At 59.9% G+C, this 16,218-nt stretch carries 9 protein-coding genes; 3 read left to right on the top strand and 6 right to left on the bottom strand.

Annotated elements, in window-relative coordinates:
* The first annotated feature begins 295 nt into the window (after positions 1 to 295).
* From amrS to D3870_RS06630, 3 genes are all read left to right on the top strand, one after another.
* On the top strand, positions 296 to 1,372 hold the full coding sequence (gene amrS, locus D3870_RS06640; RefSeq protein WP_119737685.1) for an AmmeMemoRadiSam system radical SAM enzyme: 1,077 nt from the start codon (positions 296 to 298) through the stop codon (positions 1,370 to 1,372).
* A 233-nt stretch (positions 1,373 to 1,605) separates the two neighbouring features.
* Entirely contained in the window at positions 1,606 to 2,325 is a 720-nt protein-coding gene (locus D3870_RS06635) for a hypothetical protein (RefSeq protein WP_119737683.1), read from the top strand.
* A 96-nt stretch (positions 2,326 to 2,421) separates the two neighbouring features.
* The gene (locus D3870_RS06630) at positions 2,422 to 2,994 is read left to right on the top strand and encodes an NADPH-dependent FMN reductase (RefSeq protein WP_119737682.1); all 573 of its coding nucleotides are present in this window, start codon (positions 2,422 to 2,424) and stop codon (positions 2,992 to 2,994) included.
* Between the two features lie 386 nt (positions 2,995 to 3,380).
* Here D3870_RS06630 and D3870_RS06620 read toward each other — a convergent pair whose 3' ends face one another.
* The 6 genes from D3870_RS06620 to D3870_RS06595 form a co-directional block, all read right to left on the bottom strand.
* Complete coding sequence (locus tag D3870_RS06620) at positions 3,381 to 5,906, bottom strand: sensor domain-containing protein (protein ID WP_119737678.1); 2,526 nt, start codon at positions 5,904 to 5,906, stop codon at positions 3,381 to 3,383.
* Between the two features lie 299 nt (positions 5,907 to 6,205).
* Positions 6,206 to 7,030: a bestrophin-like domain gene (locus tag D3870_RS06615; protein WP_119737676.1), complete on the bottom strand. Its 825-nt coding sequence runs from the start codon at positions 7,028 to 7,030 to the stop codon at positions 6,206 to 6,208.
* A 146-nt stretch (positions 7,031 to 7,176) separates the two neighbouring features.
* Entirely contained in the window at positions 7,177 to 9,588 is a 2,412-nt protein-coding gene (locus tag D3870_RS06610) for an arylsulfatase (protein ID WP_119737674.1), read from the bottom strand.
* A gap of 117 nt (positions 9,589 to 9,705) precedes the next feature.
* Positions 9,706 to 12,066: an arylsulfatase gene (locus D3870_RS06605; protein WP_119737672.1), complete on the bottom strand. Its 2,361-nt coding sequence runs from the start codon at positions 12,064 to 12,066 to the stop codon at positions 9,706 to 9,708.
* 48 nt (positions 12,067 to 12,114) lie between these two features.
* Positions 12,115 to 13,524, bottom strand: coding sequence for a DUF1254 domain-containing protein (locus D3870_RS06600; RefSeq protein WP_119737670.1), 1,410 nt, complete (start codon positions 13,522 to 13,524; stop codon positions 12,115 to 12,117).
* Positions 13,525 to 13,711: 187 nt separating this feature from the next.
* Positions 13,712 to 16,123: an arylsulfatase gene (locus D3870_RS06595; protein ID WP_119737669.1), complete on the bottom strand. Its 2,412-nt coding sequence runs from the start codon at positions 16,121 to 16,123 to the stop codon at positions 13,712 to 13,714.
* Positions 16,124 to 16,218 lie beyond the last annotated feature (95 nt).

Below are 16,218 nucleotides of genomic sequence, written 5' to 3'. Positions count from 1 at the left end.
ACTCGAAAAGACTGTTTTGCCTACATGTCAGCCGAGCTTAATCAGATTGTCGATGTATTCGGGTGATAAAGATCAATGACATTCGACAGCCGCATATGATCGTCATGTCGTCAAGCAATGCATGCAGTGCTTGACGATCAAAGTCAATTGGCCACTGCAAATTGGGGCAATCCGATGGACAATGATTGAACATGAATCTGTTGCCATGGGTGCGCACCGGTCGCCTATCGGTACGCATTGGCGCACCCTCCGTCGCCCAAGTCGTTCCGGAGCAGCCACCCGCGCTGTCGCTTGCATGAAGGAAGCTCTCTACCCCGGCCGTTACTGGCATCTCTTGCATGATGGACGCATGCAGTGCGACCTGTGTCCGCGCAACTGCCGCCTGCACGCCGGCCAGCGTGGTGCCTGTTTTGTGCGCCAGCGGATCGATGACCAGATGATCCTTACCGCCTATGGCCGCTCATCGGGCTTCTGCATCGATCCGATCGAGAAAAAGCCGCTCAATCATTTCTATCCCGGCAGCAGCGTTCTATCGTTCGGCACCGCCGGTTGCAATCTGGCGTGCAAGTTTTGCCAGAACTGGGACATCAGCAAGTCCCGCGAGATGGACAAGCTCGCCGCCGCAGCCACACCAGACGCAATCGCTAACGCGGCAACGGCCTATGGCTGCAAGAGCGTCGCCTTCACCTACAACGACCCGGTGATCTTCGCCGAATACGCGATGGATGTGGCCGATGCCTGCCACGCGCGCGGCATCAAGACGGTGGCGGTGACCGCCGGCTATATCGGCGAGGAAGCACGACGAGACTTCTACGCAAAAATGGATGCGGCAAACGTCGACCTGAAGGCATTCACCGATGATTTTTATTTCAATCTCACCGGTGCCCGCCTGCAGCCGGTACTGGAGACGCTCAAGTATCTGAAGCATGAAACCGGCGTCTGGCTCGAAATCACGACGCTGCTCATTCCCGGCCGAAACGACAGCAAGGACGAAATTCGCGCCGAGTCCCGATGGATCGCGAAGGAATTAGGCAACGACGTGCCGCTGCATTTCACGGCCTTCCATCCCGACTACAAGATGACCGATGTGCCGCCGACACCGCCATCCACGCTGGCCCGCGCGCGCAAGATCGCACTTGCGGAAGGATTGCAATACGTCTACACGGGTAACGTTCATGACATCGATGGCGCCACGACATACTGCCCGACATGTCACGCACCGCTCATCGTGCGCGACTGGCATGAAATTGAATCCTGTCGCCTGACGCAAGAGGGAACATGCCCTGATTGCCATGCATCGATTGCGGGGCGGTTCGAACAGTTCAGCGGGCAGTTCGGACGTCGCCGGATTCCGATCCGTATCGGGGGATAGCTCCTCTGCGGCAATACGGACATGCCGGACCAATGGGCGCTCATGGCCGGTGCGAAAGGCTTTCGGTTATCTCCCCAAGAGAAATGTTCACCTGATGAACGTCGGTCAGCCTGGTTATCGCAGCCTGGTTATCGATTGATGAAGTCGTACGCAAGAATGATCCTGAACAAGCCTGAAGTCGTGGGAAAGGCGACACTATTGTGGATCGAATACCAAGCCGAAAGGAGACTGCGATGGACAACATGGTGCGCTGGACAGGGGCGGTTGCAGGTTGCGTGATGATGCTGGCTGGATGTGCAGGCCCGACGGGGTCGTCACAGCCGACGACGTCTTCACAGCCAAGTGCCGCTGGCATGACATTTTTTGTGAGCAGTGTCGGGCCCGGCAAGGGAGCCGATCTGGGCGGACTGGAAGGCGCGGATCGGCACTGCGCGGCGCTCGCAACAGCATCAGGTGCCGCGGGTGCAGGTCAACGCACCTGGCGCGCCTACCTGAGCACCCAAGGAGCTGCGCTGAACGACCCGAATTTCGTCAATGCACGCGACCGCATCGGTTCCGGTCCGTGGCACAACGCCAAGGGCGTCATGATCGCCCGGAACGTCGACGACTTGCATTCCGCCAACAGCAATGTGACGAAACAGACGGCACTGGACGAGAAGGGGCAACCCGTCAATGGCCGCACGGAGAAACCCAACAAGCATGACATCCTGACCGGCTCCCGGCCGGATGGCACGGCCTTTCCGGGCTCGCCATCTCCCGATATGACCTGCGGCAACTGGACCAAGAGCGGGACCGATGGCTCGGCGATGGTGGGGCATCATGATCGCGCGGGACCAGTCCAGGCTTCCTGGGCCACGTCCTGGAATTCCTCCCATCCGTCGCGAGGCTGCAATTCCGCGGCATTGCAAAGCACTGGCGGCGATGGACTGTTGTACTGCTTTGCGGTGAAGTGAGGATTGCGCTTCCACGAGCCATGATCCACAGAGACGAAGCCGTGTCGCGGCATGCCAACGAGGCCGCCATATCACCAACCCGATGAAGGAGCTCACATGACCAGCCACAAAGTCGGATATTTCGTCGGCAGCCTTTCCTCGACATCGATCAACCGCCTGCTCGCCAAGGCGTTGGTGCGCCTGGCGCCGCCGGGACTGCACTTCGTGGAGATTCCGATCAAGGACTTGCCGCTCTACAGCGCCGACTACGACGTCGACTACCCTCCGGTTGCGCGGACCTTCAAGCAGACCATCGCCGACTGCGACGCCCTGCTCTTCGTCACGCCCGAGTACAACCGCTCGATCCCGGGCGGCCTGAAGAACGCCATTGACTGGGCCAGCCGCCCCTGGGGCCAGAACTCCTTCGCGCGCAAGCCCTCCGGCGTCATCGGAACCTCGCCGGGCGCGATCGGCACCGCAGTGGCGCAGAGCCAGCTGCGCGGCGTGCTGTGCTTCTGCAACTCACCGCTGATGAACACCGTCGAGGCTTACATCCAGTTCAAACCCGGGCTGATCACGCCCGATGGCGAGGTCACCGACGACGGAACGAAAAACTTCCTGAGCAACTACCTGGTCGAGCTGCAGGGTTTCATCGCCCGAGTTCTGACAGTGCTGCCACGCGACGCCTGAGGCACGAGGCCGGACCGCCATTGCGCCCGCAAAGCCGAAAGGAGATTCGATGGACAGCATAATGATGCAGGCCGGATGGGACGGCCTTTCCGGCCCCGCCGTTTCCCAACATGACCTGTCGCAACCGGACCAGGAGCGGGACCGATGGCTCCGGGATGCCGGGACACCACGGTCGCGCGGGGCCGATCGCATCCTCGCGGGCCAGCTCGTGGGACTCCTCGCATCCGTCCGCGGCTGCGCTCCCGAAGGCTTGCGCGGCACGGGTGGCGATGGACTGCTGTACTGCTTTGCGGTGAAGTGAGGATTTGGCTTGTGGCGCGGACGCTGCGGCCACATGCGGCCACATGCGGCGGCAGCCTGGCGGACATTTCGCTCCGCAGGGAAAGTCAGTGAAGAGAACTCGCGCTATGGGTGCCGTTTCTCTTCACCAGCATATTCTCAAAGTCATTGGCTGAAAGAGGCCGCGAAAAATAGTATCCCTGCCCGTAATCGCATCCCGCGTCTCTCAGCAGTGCCATTTGCTCTCCGTTTTCCACGCCTTCGGCAATGACTCTCAGCCCCAGTTTATGGGCCATGGCAATGATCGACTCGGCAATCGCCCTGTTACCGTGGTTGGTGACAAGATCCTTGATAAAGGACTGGTCAATTTTCAGAAAATCGATATCGAATTTTTGCAGGTATGCCATTGATGAATATCCGGTCCCGAAATCATCGATGGCTACCTGAATGCCGGCATCCCTGTATTCGAAAAGTTTGCTGGATACGTTTTCCGACACATCGAGCAGCACGCCTTCCGTGATCTCCACCGTCACCCGGTCTGGGGGCAGTTCCAGCTGCTGCAGATAGTCCAGCCATTTATCCTGGTCTTTCGTCCCGAACTGGATGGGAGACTTGTTGATGCTGATTTCCAGGGGCAGACCAGGCAATGCATCCCAGTGCTTGATCGTCGCTGCCGCCTCCCTGAAGATATAATCGCCAATGTCGTTGATCACGCCCGATTCCTCTGCCAGCGGAATAAATAGAGAGGGCTCGACATTGCCGAACAATGGATGCGTCCATCTTGCCAATGCTTCCGCCTTCAAGATGCCGCCGCTTTGCAATTCGACGACCGGCTGATAATGCACGTGGATCTGGTCGAGCTGGATTGCATGCCGCAACTCCTGGATCAGGCGCAGACGCATATGTGCCTCTTCGTCCATTTCTCTTGTGAAATAGCTGAACCGATTCTTTCCCGCGCTTTTGGCCGCATACATCGCCTGGTCGGCCTTGCGGATCAATTCCTCAGGGGTATCCGCATCATCGGGATAAACGGCAATGCCGATGCTGCCGGACACGAATGCTTTTTCGCTCCCGATCGCAAATGGCAAGGCAAGCGCGTCAATCACCTTTTGTGCGACAAGCTCGACATGATCGGTGGAGTGCAAGCCGCTGAGGATAATGGTGAATTCATCCCCGCCCAGGCGCGCGACGGTATCGGTGTCCCGGACGCATTGCCTGATGCGTTGCGCGGCATGGAACAGCAGCATGTCTCCGGCATCATGGCCGAACAGATCGTTGACCTGTTTGAAACCGTCCAGATCGATGAATAACAATGCGATGGCGGTTTGCTGCCTGGTTTGCTGCCGATGTGCATTCATGACTTCCTGGGTCAGCCTGTCACGAAACAGCCGGCGGTTCGGCAAGCCTGTCAGCGTATCGAAATTGGCAAGGTGCCAGATGCGCTCTTCAGATTCTTTGCGCTCGGTGATGTCACTGGTGATGCCTGCGACGCGCAACGGTTCCCCCGTAGCGGATTTCTCGACCAGAACTCCCCGGGTATGAACCCACTTCCAGCTACCGTCCTTGCGACGAATCCGATACTCGCATGAAGACGACGATGTCTTGCCTTGCAAATAGGCATCCCTCTCCGCTTGGACGCGGGATAAATCTTCCGGATGTATCAATGAAAGCAAATCGTCAGGGTCATCGCTTAATTCGCCGTGTTCGCATCCGACGATTTCTTCAAACAGGATGGAGTAACTTATCTTGTTTCTTTGCACATCCCATTCCCATACGCCTTCGCCGACACCTTCAATTGCCAGCTTCAAGCGGTGGTTGGCAATCTGCAGCTCCTCTTCCGCTCTTTTCTGGTCTTCGATATCCGTATTGGTTCCAATCCATTCCCGAACCGTTCCATCCGCATTCTTGATGGAAACCGCTCTTACGGCGGTCCAACGATATCCGCCGTCTTTGTGCCGTACCCGATACTCAGTCTGGTAAATATTGCTTTCACTGGTAGCAACGCTCCATAAATGGTTAATCCGTTCACGGTCAGCCGGATGAACCGCGTTTAACCACCCAAATCCCATCCCCTCATCGTAGCTCTGTCCGGTGAAAGCTCTCCAGGATGGCGAGTCCACAACAATGTTGCCATCAGGTTCGGCAATCCATACCGTCTGGGTGGTTGCTATGACAAGCGACCGAAACCGTTCTTCACTTTGGCGCAGGGCAGCTTCCGCTTGTACTTCCTTGGTGACGTCCATCATGGCGTGGAAAACGCATGTCAATCCTCCTTCCTGATCGAAGACAGGGGTACTGGAGGTGTTCCAAAACCGCTCTTCATGGATGACTTCCCCGCTGGGCAAGGTTTTTTTTATTGGCAAATGTTGCGCCAGTAAAATTTGCCTTTTTCCAGTCGCAACAGCTTGCGCAATGGATTGCCGCAATGCTTCCACCCCGGTTTCTTTGGAGTCCTTGGGATCATCGGGAAACACATCAAAGAGACTCCGTCCAATCATGTCTTCCCGCGTAAAAGAAACCTTATGCGGGAAAAAATCATTCACATCGAGAATGATTGCTTCCGGCGTCGGCGATAAAAGATAACTGCCGATAGGCGAGCTTTTAAAAATAGACTCGAGGGACAAAGGAAACATAATGTCGCTGAGAAGCTGAGAAGGAGTGAAACAGCGTACGCGGCACGCTCGTGGCACGTTCCACAAATCAATTCTTCTAAATATCGGTGCGCGCAAGGCAAGGGTTTTTGAAATCCATCCATGAACTAAGAGAAGGAAACAGACGGAGATGTTCCTGCACGAACAAACTCCATTCGCCGGATATCTTGAAACAGCTTCGCAGGGATGGTACCTGTGCCCACGCGGTGCATCTGACGGTCAAACCTTGCAGCGTAGATGAAGCCCTTCACCTCGTTTTCCACACCTTTGCTGACACTGGACTATTGCCCGAGTATGCCGAGCGCCCTACGCAGAGGCGCACTTGAAAGCCGCATCATCCCCTCGAACGGACTGTCCAATTGAAGAATCAGAAAAATCGCGGCCGACAGGCACAGCGCACCGATAAACATGCTCGCAATGACGATTCTGTTCGGCGCGACAAACAGGTGGATGCCGAAGAAGACCATGCTGAGCCAGAACACCATCACGACAAGGAATGGCATCGGAACCGAACGACTGGCCTTCTCCAGCGCGAGCGCGCGCGTTTGCAACAGATCGTCGAAGAGAGTCAGCGCACGCGACTGCAACCTTTTCTGCATCTCATTCTCAGGCGACAGTGCATATAATTTGCGCTGGATATTTTCAATTCTCGCAGGAACTGCGCCGGTTTCCACCTGCACGCGCCCGGAGCCCTCTTCAGGCCACAGGCGCTCGATGGTCGATGCCAGCATGTCGCGCAGCGATGTGCGCGCGCCTTGCGCTTCGGCTCCATAACCAGTCAGCACACGGTCGAGCTGGACAATGTCTGCGGCAATGCGGTCAAGCGCCTCGTTTCTTGCGGTGAACGAACCATTTGCCGAAGCCACCAGTAGTCCAAGCGCCAGCGATGCCATCATGCCGATCAGGCTGATCATCTGCTTCAGGGCATCGCTCACATCGGCGCTCAACGTCTGTGCAACCAGTCGGTGGCAGAAAGTGCCAAGCAGCGCGCCGCCGAAGATACATGCAAATGCAATGAGAGCAATGCCCGCAGAATCCACACTTTCCTCCCAACGAACTTCAAGACTAGCTGAGAAAAAGTTACAAGACTGGTAGGGTGGGCACATCGTGCCCACCCAGTCATGACGAACGCAATGACAGTGAGTCAGCCTGCGATATCCGCGTGGACACTGTGTGCCCACCCTACCAGGCTTCAACTCATGTTTTCGGAACAGCCGGCGAAGAGACGCGCTCGCCGGCGATGCGCAGCCGTCTACTGCCTGGCCATCGCCAAGGCGACAGCCGCTTCCGGTTTGACCAAATGATCGGCGGTCATGGCGTCCTCCCCGATCGCGAGCTGTGCACCCTTGACGACGCCTGTGAAAGCGTTTCCATGCGGGCCGTAGTCCTGCGAAACAGGGGCGCCGGTGTCACGACCCACGTCCAAGCCGTCGTCGGCCGAGAAGATCATCGACGCGGTGGCATCGACCCGGCCCTCGCCGACCTTCTTGCCGTCGATATACAGGGATGCGGTCCCGCTCTTGCCAATCCCTCCGCCGTCGTAGCTAAACTCCATGCGGACCTGGTGCTCGCCGCTAGTCAAGGGCTTGTCCGCCTCGACGTAGAAGTATTGAAGCCCCATCAGGTTGTAGCAGTACTTGAGCTTGCCGCCCTTGGCGTAGAGGCTCCAACCGCCAATGTTGCCGCCCTGGGCAATGATCACTCCCTCTGCCCCTGTCTCTGGCACAAGGATCTGGGCCGTCACCGAATGGGACTTGTTCTTGATGTTAAGCACCGAGTTTTCGGACAGTCGGCCCATGCCGCTGAACAGGATCTGGCTGTTGCCGCGGATCAGCACCGGCCGCCCCGCCAGGTCCGGGTTGATCCGCTCGGCACCCCGGTCGTCGAGCGGGAGCACGTTGTACCTGGTCGCCTCGGTCAGCCACAGCCGCTGCAGTTCGTGCAGCTTCTCCGGCATCTTTGCGGCCAGGTCGTCGGCCTGCGTCCAATCCTTCGAGGTGTCGTAGAGCTCCCAGACGTCATCGTCAAAGGCCGGCGTCTTCTCTCCGACCAGAATCCACGGTGTCTTGTGCCGGGTCACCGCAGTCCAGCCCTTGTGATAGATGCCGCGGTTGCAGAACATCTCGAAGTACTGCGTCTCGTGCCGGTCGGCAGCGCGTGCATCGTTGAAGGAGTACAGCATGCTGACGCCTTCAATCGGCATCTGTTGCACGCCATTGACCATCATCGGCTCCGGGATCCCGGCCGCCTCCAGAATGGTCGGAGCGACGTCGATCACGTGGTGGAACTGCATGCGGTGTTCGCCCTTTGGCTTGATGCCCTTTGGCCAGTGCACGACCGTGCCATTACGGGTGCCGCCCCAATGCGAAGCCACCTGTTTGGTCCACTGGTAGGGCGTGTCCATGGCGTGCGCCCAGCCTACGGCGTAGTGGTTGTACGAGGTCGGCCCGCCTAGCTCATCGATCCGCTCCCTCAGGAACTCCGGTGTCTCCAGTGCCGCCGCCCCGTTGAAGTTGATCATCTCGTTGAAGGTACCGTTCAGCGTCCCTTCGGCCGAGGCGCCGTTGTCGCCGATGATGTAGTACACCAGCGTGTCTCCGAGCAAGTTGAGCTCCTCAAGGTTATCGAGCAGACGACCCACGTGGTGGTCGGCGTACTCGAGGAAGCCCGCATAGACTTCCATCTGCCGCCGGAGCACCGGCTTCAGATCCTCCGACATGTCGTCCCACGCGGGGATCTCCTTGTGGCGCGGCGTCAGCTTGCAGTCGGCAGGGATGACGCCGAGCTTCTTCTGGCGCTGGAAAGTCTCTTCACGCACCTTGTCCCAGCCCTGGTCAAACTTGCCCTTGTATTTATCGGCCCATTCCTTCGGAACGTGATGCGGAGCGTGCGTGGCGCCCGGCGCGAAGTAAACGAAGAACGGCTTGTCGGGGATCAGCGCCTTCTGTTGACCGATCCAGGAAATGGCCTTATCGGTCATGTCGGCCATGAAATGGTAGCCCTCTTCCGGGGACTTCTCCGGTTCGACCGGCGTGGTTCCTTCGTAGAGCGAGGGGTACCACTGGTGGGCCTCGCCGCCAATGAAGCCGTAGAAGTATTCGAACCCGCCGCCGCCAGTCGGCCAGGCGTCGAACGGGCCGGCCGGACTGGTCTCCCACACCGGTACTTCGTGACACTTGCCAAACTGAGCGGTGGCGTAGCCGTTCAGTTTCAGGGTCCGGGCAAGCGGCGAGGCATTATTGGGAAGTTTCGAGCAATAGCCTGGCGCGCCTGTGGCGATCTCGGTGATCCCGCCCATGCCGACCGAGTGGTGGTTGCGGCCGGTCAGCAGAGCCTGTCGGGTCGGCGAACAAAGCGCCGTGGTATGAAAGCGGTTGTATTTCAGGCCGCCGGCGGCCAGGCGCTCGGCCGTCGGAGTCTGGCACGGGCCACCAAAAGCACTCGACGCACCAAAGCCGACATCGTCGAGCATGATGATCAACACGTTGGGCGCGCCCTTCGGCGGGAGCACTTCCCGGATTGGCGGGAACTTCGCTTCGGGATCCTTCGCATCGTAGATCGTCGGCCCGGAGCGCCTGATATCAGGAATCGGCAGCACGGTGCGCTGGATCTCCTGCGCATTTCCATTGGATGCCTGTGTTGTCTTTTCATTTTTCTTTGCCATGAATTTCTCCTAATCGGGTTATTACCAGTGCGTTTGGTGCGCTCCGCGTACCACTCCCGCACACGTCGCTCACTGCCATCGCGGCCTACGAAGAAAAAATGGTGCGTGGGACGCACCCTACCCTTGCTGCGCCGCCTTGGCCGGCGAAACATCCAGCTTCCCTAGCGCGATCGTCACCTTCTCGATCTTCCCGGTGAACGTGAACGGCAACTGATAGCTGAAGTCCACCGGCGAGCCGACATCCATGCCGACGTCGAGCCCTTCTCCGAGAGAAAACTGGATCGGGATCGTGCGCGCCAGCCGGCCCTCGGCAATCTGCTTGCCGTTGGCGCTCACGCTGATCTGCCCGCCCTTGCCCATGCCGCCGCCGTCGTACTTGAAATCGACGACCAGCGTGGTCTTGCCCTTGGGCAGAGGTTCATTCGCGGCGAAGGTGGAGCGTTCGACACTGAGGAAGTTGTAGACGAAAGTCGGCTTGCCATCGCGCAGGTACAGTCCGTAGCCGCCCTCAAGGCCGCCATGCGTGACGATCATGCCTTCGGCCTTGTTGTCGGGAACGTCGATCTCGGCGGTGATCGTCCACGACTTGTTGCACATCGGCGGCGAGGCCGCGTCCGGCAGTCCGACCGTGCCCGGGTAGTAGGTCATCTCGGTGCGGTGCCCAATCAGGCTGGGTCGTCCCATCGCTTCGGCGTTCAAGCGGATCGTGGCACGCCAGTCGAGCGGCAGCACGCTGTACCTTGCGGCTTCGACCCACCAGAGATCCTGCAACTGACGCAGCTTCTCCGGGTACTTGGCAGCGAGGTCGTTCGCCTGCGAGAAATCCTCGTCGATCTTGTACAGCTCCCACACTGCCTTGTCCGGGTCCCACTCCTGGCGGTTCGTGTCCCACGGCACGAAGGAAGGCGATGAGGCCATCCAGCCATCGTGATAGAGGCCGCGGTTGCAACCCAGCTCGAAGTACTGCGTCTTGCGCTTGCTGTCGGCCTTCGCCTCGTCGAAGGTGGAGGAAAAACTGACGCCTTCGATCGGCTTCTGCTGCACGCCGTTCAACTCGGTCGGTGCGGTGATGCCGCACAGCTCGTAGAGCGTCGGCACGATGTCGATGGTGTGCAGGAACTGCGTGCGCACGCCGCCCTTGTCCTTGATGCGCGCCGGCCACGAGATGATCATCGGATTGCGCGTGCCGCCGAAATGGCTGGCGACCTGCTTGGTCCACTGGAACGGCGTGTTCATCGCATGCGCCCACGCGGACGGGAAGTGATTGAAGTGCTTCGGCCCGCCCAGTTCATCGATGGCCTTGATGTTGTCTTCCCATTTTTCCAGGAAACCGTTGAAGAACATGTTTTCGCACAGCGAACCCTCCAGCCCGCCTTCGGCGCTCGCGCCGTTATCGCCCGCGATGTAGATGATGAGGGTATTGTCGGCATCGGGCAGCTGCTTGCAGGCATCCACCACGCGGCCGAGTTCGTAATCGCATTGCGCCCCGTAACCGGCGAACACTTCCATCATGCGGGCATAGAGGCGCTTTTGATCTGCGTTCAGGGAATCCCACGCCGGCAGGCCCCTGGAACGCTCCGTCAACCTGGTGTCCGGTGGCACGACGCCCAGTTTCTTCTGGCGCTCCAGCGTTTGTTCGCGGTACTTGTCCCAACCTTCGTCGAATTGGCCCTTGAACTTGTCTATCCATTCCTGCGGGGTCTGGTGCGGGGCATGGGTGGCGCCGGTGGCGACATACAGGAAATAAGGCCGGTCAGGCGCGATGCTCTTCGCCTGCCGCGCCCACGCGATCGCCTTGTCGGCGAGATCGGTAGTGAGATGGTAGTTGGGGTCAGTGGACCTCGACACCAGATCCCGGTTTTCGTAGAGGATCGGATCCCAGTGATTCATATCGCCGGCGTTGAAGCCGTAGAAATAGTCGAAGCCGAGGCCGTTGGCCCAGCGATCGAACGGACCCACCGCGCTCGTCTCCCACGGCGGCGTGTTGTGGTTCTTGCCGATCCACGCCGTCATGTAGCCGTTCTGCCGCAGTACCTCGCCAGCCGTGCCGCAGCTCCTGGGCAGAATGCACGTGTAGCCGTCATAGCCGGTGGCCGCCTCCGTGATGCCCGCGAATGCCGTCGAATGATGATTGCGGCCCGTGATCAGCGCCGCGCGCGTCGGGCTGCACAGCGCGGTCGTATGGAAGTGGTTGTAGCGCAGGCCCTCGGCGGCCAGCTTGTCCATCGTCGGTGACGGAATGCCGCCGCCAAAGGTGCCGTACTGGCCGAAGCCGCAGTCATCGATCAGGATCAGCAGGATATTCGGCGCGCCTTTGGGAGCCTGTACCGGTTGCGGAAACTGCGCCGGGTCCGATTCGAGATAAGTGCGTCCGATCTCTCCGGGAAAACGGAAATCGGGACGCGGCAGCACGTTTGGCGTACCAGCATTGTCGTACTGCGGATTCGTTGATTCGGATTTGTCGGATTGTGATGCCATTGCTATCTCCTCGCAGAATTGGAAAATCAAACGCGGACGAGCGCGCCCTTACTTGACCTTCTCGAAGTCTCCCGGCTTCCAGCTACCGTCGAATGCCGGCTGCTGCGGCCCGTAGATGCGGAAATACACGAACCATCCCTTGCCGGGTACGGTCTTGATCCACTGCCCTTCCTTGCCGGCCGGCGCGGCGGGACCGAAGTAGAGTTCGGCGGCGGACCCGGATACATCCTTCAGCTCGAACATCGAGCGCAGTGCGGCCTTGTCCTGATCGGTCTGGATCTGGCTGCGCGTCTCGGCGTCGTAGACCGTCACCGACCAGAACAGTTGGGCGGGAACCGGCAGCGGCACACTCAGCCTGTAGGTGTTGCCGCCATCGAGATAGGCACCGCTGGCGTCACGCAAGCCCAGCCAGTAGAGCGAGCCGGCACCCGCCGAGCGGCGGAACATCGCTGGCGATGCGCCGATGGCCTGGTAGAACCACACTTCACGCGCATCGACATCGACATAGGACGTGGCGTCGAAGTCGCCGTTCTCCGGTCGCAGCCCGACCCATTCCCATTTGCGGTCTGCCCACACGACGCGGTCGGGCCGGCGGTTGGCGAAGGATTGCGCACACATCTGCGCATGGCCGATCTGCGCCGCCCGCTCCAGAATGCCGCGCATGCGGGCATCGGGATTGAACGGCTTCCCCTTGGCGATGCCCAGCGCCGCCAGTTCGCCGTAATAGCTGCGGTAGCCCTCGAAGGCCGGCTCGTGTTCGATCACGTCGTGCAGCACTTCCCAATACTGGAATCTGCCTTCCCACTTCAAGGGAGTGGTGTCCTGCGGCATCGGCGTCAGGTCGGGCCACTGCGGATCGGTCCAGCCGGCCGTCGGATTGAGCGGATGCACCTTGATGGTTTTGATGCGATCGAAAGCCGCCTGCAGGTCGCCGCCGACGGGTAGCGAACGCACCCCCACGATCAATCGATTGGTCGTCGTGTGCCAGACGTGATAGCCCTCCGGCACAGCCCCTTCGTAATCCGGCGGCAACAGCAGGTGCTTGCCGCCGTTGCCGGCATCAGGGCCGGGCACGCCCATGTCGGCAACCCAGCGCTGGTTGACGTCCATCGCCACGACGATCAGCGGCCCCGGCGGCAGCTCGATGACGAACGGACCGACGCTCAGGTCCAGCAATATCGGCGCATAAGGCGTGTCGGAGTTGAGCGTGAAACCGACGTGACGTGGTTTGGTGTCGAGGATGCCGAACACCTTGTTTGGCAACACGCCGATATCCGCATTGCCCTTGAGGATGGCGGCGCCGGACACCGTCGGATAGAAGAAACGGTAGGCCTGGATGGCGCGATCCAGATCGGCGTCGTCATAGGCCGTTTCCACGGTTTCCTGCGTCGGGAAACCACCGTGGAACAGGTAAGGGCTCGCGGCTTGCGCGCCGCCGGTGTGCGTTTGCATATTCATGTCAAATCTCCGTTCCAATTGAGGTTTCGGATAGCGATTGCTTCAATGCATTCGTAGTCTGGTAGCCCGGTAGGGTGGGCACATCGTGCCCACGCGGTCATGACGAACGCAATGACTCTGAGTCAGCCTGCTATATCCGCGTGGGCACTGTGTGCCCACCCTACCAGGCTGCAGAAGTTACCGTCAGTCACTGCCGCGCCATCGCGATACGCAAGCGGTCCTCCGCCGTGATCAGGTGGTCGTGATCGTCCTCGCCGATGTCGATCTGCACCCACGCGATCTCGCCGGTGAACAGGTTGCCGGACGGGCCGTAGTCGGGCGATGCGGGCGAGCCGGTATCGCCGCCGACATCGCAGGCTTCGTCGGCGGAATAACCCATCGGCTGGGACTTCTCGACACGCCCCTTGCCGACCGCCTTGCCGTCGTAGTAGAGCGTGATGTCGCCACCCTTGGCGAGGCCGCCGCCGTCGTACTTGAATTCCATGCGCACCTGGTGCTTGCCAGCCGGGATGGGCTTGTCAGCTTCTGTGAAGTAATGCTCGATGCCGAAGAAGTTGTAGCAATACTTCAGCTTGCCGTCCTTGACGTACAGGGTCCAGCCGCCCATCGAGCCGCCCTGCGTGACGAGCACGCCCGTCGCGCCCTTTTCCGGTACAACGATTTCCGCCGTGACGGAATGCGACTTGTTCTTCAGGGTCAGCACGCAGCCTTCGGCCACGCGCATGCCCTGGAACAGCATCTGGCTATTGCCCTTGATGAGTTGCGGCCGTCCGGCGATGTCCGGATTGATGCGTTCGAAGCCGCGATCGTCGAGCGGCACGACGTTGTACTTCACCGCCTCGATCAGCCACAGCCGCTGCAGCTCGGCGAGCTTCTTCGGATCTTTCTTCGAGAGGTCGTTCGCCTGCGTCCAGTCGTCCGGTGAATACAGTTCCCAGACATCCGCATCAAAAGGCGGCGGCTCGTCGGCCTTCCATGGCGTGCGGTGCCGGGTGCATGCGGTCCAGCCGTTGTGGTAGATGCCGCGGTTGCCCATGATTTCGAAGTACTGCACCAGATGCGTCTCCGGCGCCTTTGGCTCGGTGAAGGTGGGCAGCATGCTCGTGCCTTCGAGCGGTGCCTGCGCGATGCTGTTGACGATGGTCGGTTCGGGCAGGCCGGCCGCTTCGAGCACCGTCTTGGCGACATCGATGACGTGGTGGAACTGGCTGCGGATTTCGCCCTTGCCCTTGACGCCTTTCGGCCAGTGCACGATCAAGCCGTTGCGTGTCCCGCCCCAATGCGAGGCGATCTGCTTGGTCCACTGATACGGCGTGCACAGCGCATGCGCCCAGCCGACCGCGTAGTGGTTGTAGGCTTCTGGCGTGCCGAAATCATCGATCTTGGAAAACAGGAAATCGACCGTCTCGATCCCCGGCATGGCATTCAACACCGCCATCTCGTTGAAGCAGCCGTTGATCGTTCCCTCGGCCGAAGCGCCGTTGTCGCCGATGATGAAATAGATCAGCGTGTCGTCGAGTATCTCCAGGTCTTCGAGCGTATCGACCAGCCGTCCGACGTGGTGATCGACCTGCTCAAAAAAGCCGGCGTAGATTTCCATCTGCTTCGCCAGCACCGGCTTCAGCTTCTCCGGCATCTCGTCCCACGCAGGAATCTCCTTGTGGCGCGCCGTCAGCACAGCATCTTCCGGGATGACGCCGAGCTTTTTCTGCCGCGCCAGTATTTCCTCGCGCAGCTTGTCCCAGCCGCCGTCGAACTTGCCCTTGTATTTGTCCGACCATTCCTTCGGTACATGATGCGGCGCATGCGTCGCGCCGGGCGCGAAGTACATGAAGAAGGGTTTGTCCGGCAGCAGCGCCTTCTGCTGGCGAATCCAGGTGATGGCGCGGTTGGCGAGGTCCTCGGTCAGGGTGTAGCCCTCTTCCGGCGTCTTCGGCGGCTCGACGGCGGTCGTGCCTTCGTAGAGGCCGGGGTAATACTGGTTCGCTTCGCCGCCGAGGAAGCCGTAGAAATATTCAAACCCCGAGCCGGTCGGCCATTGGTTGAAGGGGCCCATGGGCGACACTTCCCAGATCGGCACTTCATGGCATTTGCCGAGCTGCGCGGTGGAATAGCCGTTCAGCTTCAGCATTTCCGCGAGCGTGGCCTTGTCCTTCGGCCGGACACTGCTGTTGCCGGGTGCCGAGGTTGCCATCTCGGTGATCGCGCCCATGCCGACGGAGTGATGATTGCGGCCGGTCAGCAAGGCCTGGCGCGTCGGGGAGCACAGCGCGGTGGTGTGGAAGCGGTTGTACTTCAGTCCGCTGGCGGCGAGCCGTTCTGCGGTCGGCGTGTGGCATGGACCGCCGAACGCGGACGAGGCACCGAAACCGACATCGTCGAGCATCACGATCAGCACGTTCGGCGCATCCTTCGGCGGCCGCAGCGCCCTGATCGGCGGATAGCTCGTGTCGGGATCCTTGGCGTCGTAGGTCGTCAGGCCGACATGCCTGGGATCGGGAATCGGCAGGATGCTGCGTGAAAAATCCTCGTGTGGTGCAGTGTTGCCGGCTGCATTGGATTTGGAATTATTTGGCTTGGATGCCGTCGGTTTGGTCATGACGAAGTCCTGAGGTGGTTGGATGTTTGGGAGTGTTGCAGGGTGCACCGTTGCCACCCGCGTACACATCGGTACGCATCGGCGCGAATCCCCTC

This window comes from Noviherbaspirillum cavernae (assembly GCF_003590875.1).
In the GTDB taxonomy this organism is placed as follows: Bacteria; Pseudomonadota; Gammaproteobacteria; order Burkholderiales; family Burkholderiaceae_D; genus Noviherbaspirillum; species Noviherbaspirillum cavernae.
This window is presented reverse-complemented; position numbering and strand designations above follow the sequence as displayed.

Bases quoted from the DNA above. Each gene is read 5' to 3' on its own strand.
- amrS (WP_119737685.1), top strand. From the start codon at position 296: ATGAAGGAAGCTCTCTACCCCGGCCGTTACTGGCATCTCTTGCATGAT.
- D3870_RS06635 (WP_119737683.1), top strand. From the start codon at position 1,606: ATGGACAACATGGTGCGCTGGACAGGGGCGGTTGCAGGTTGCGTGATG.
- D3870_RS06630 (WP_119737682.1), top strand. From the start codon at position 2,422: ATGACCAGCCACAAAGTCGGATATTTCGTCGGCAGCCTTTCCTCGACA.
- D3870_RS06620 (WP_119737678.1), bottom strand. From the start codon at position 5,906: ATGTTTCCTTTGTCCCTCGAGTCTATTTTTAAAAGCTCGCCTATCGGC.
- D3870_RS06615 (WP_119737676.1), bottom strand. From the start codon at position 7,030: ATGTGCCCACCCTACCAGTCTTGTAACTTTTTCTCAGCTAGTCTTGAA.
- D3870_RS06610 (WP_119737674.1), bottom strand. From the start codon at position 9,588: ATGGCAAAGAAAAATGAAAAGACAACACAGGCATCCAATGGAAATGCG.
- D3870_RS06605 (WP_119737672.1), bottom strand. From the start codon at position 12,066: ATGGCATCACAATCCGACAAATCCGAATCAACGAATCCGCAGTACGAC.
- D3870_RS06600 (WP_119737670.1), bottom strand. From the start codon at position 13,524: ATGAATATGCAAACGCACACCGGCGGCGCGCAAGCCGCGAGCCCTTAC.
- D3870_RS06595 (WP_119737669.1), bottom strand. From the start codon at position 16,123: ATGACCAAACCGACGGCATCCAAGCCAAATAATTCCAAATCCAATGCA.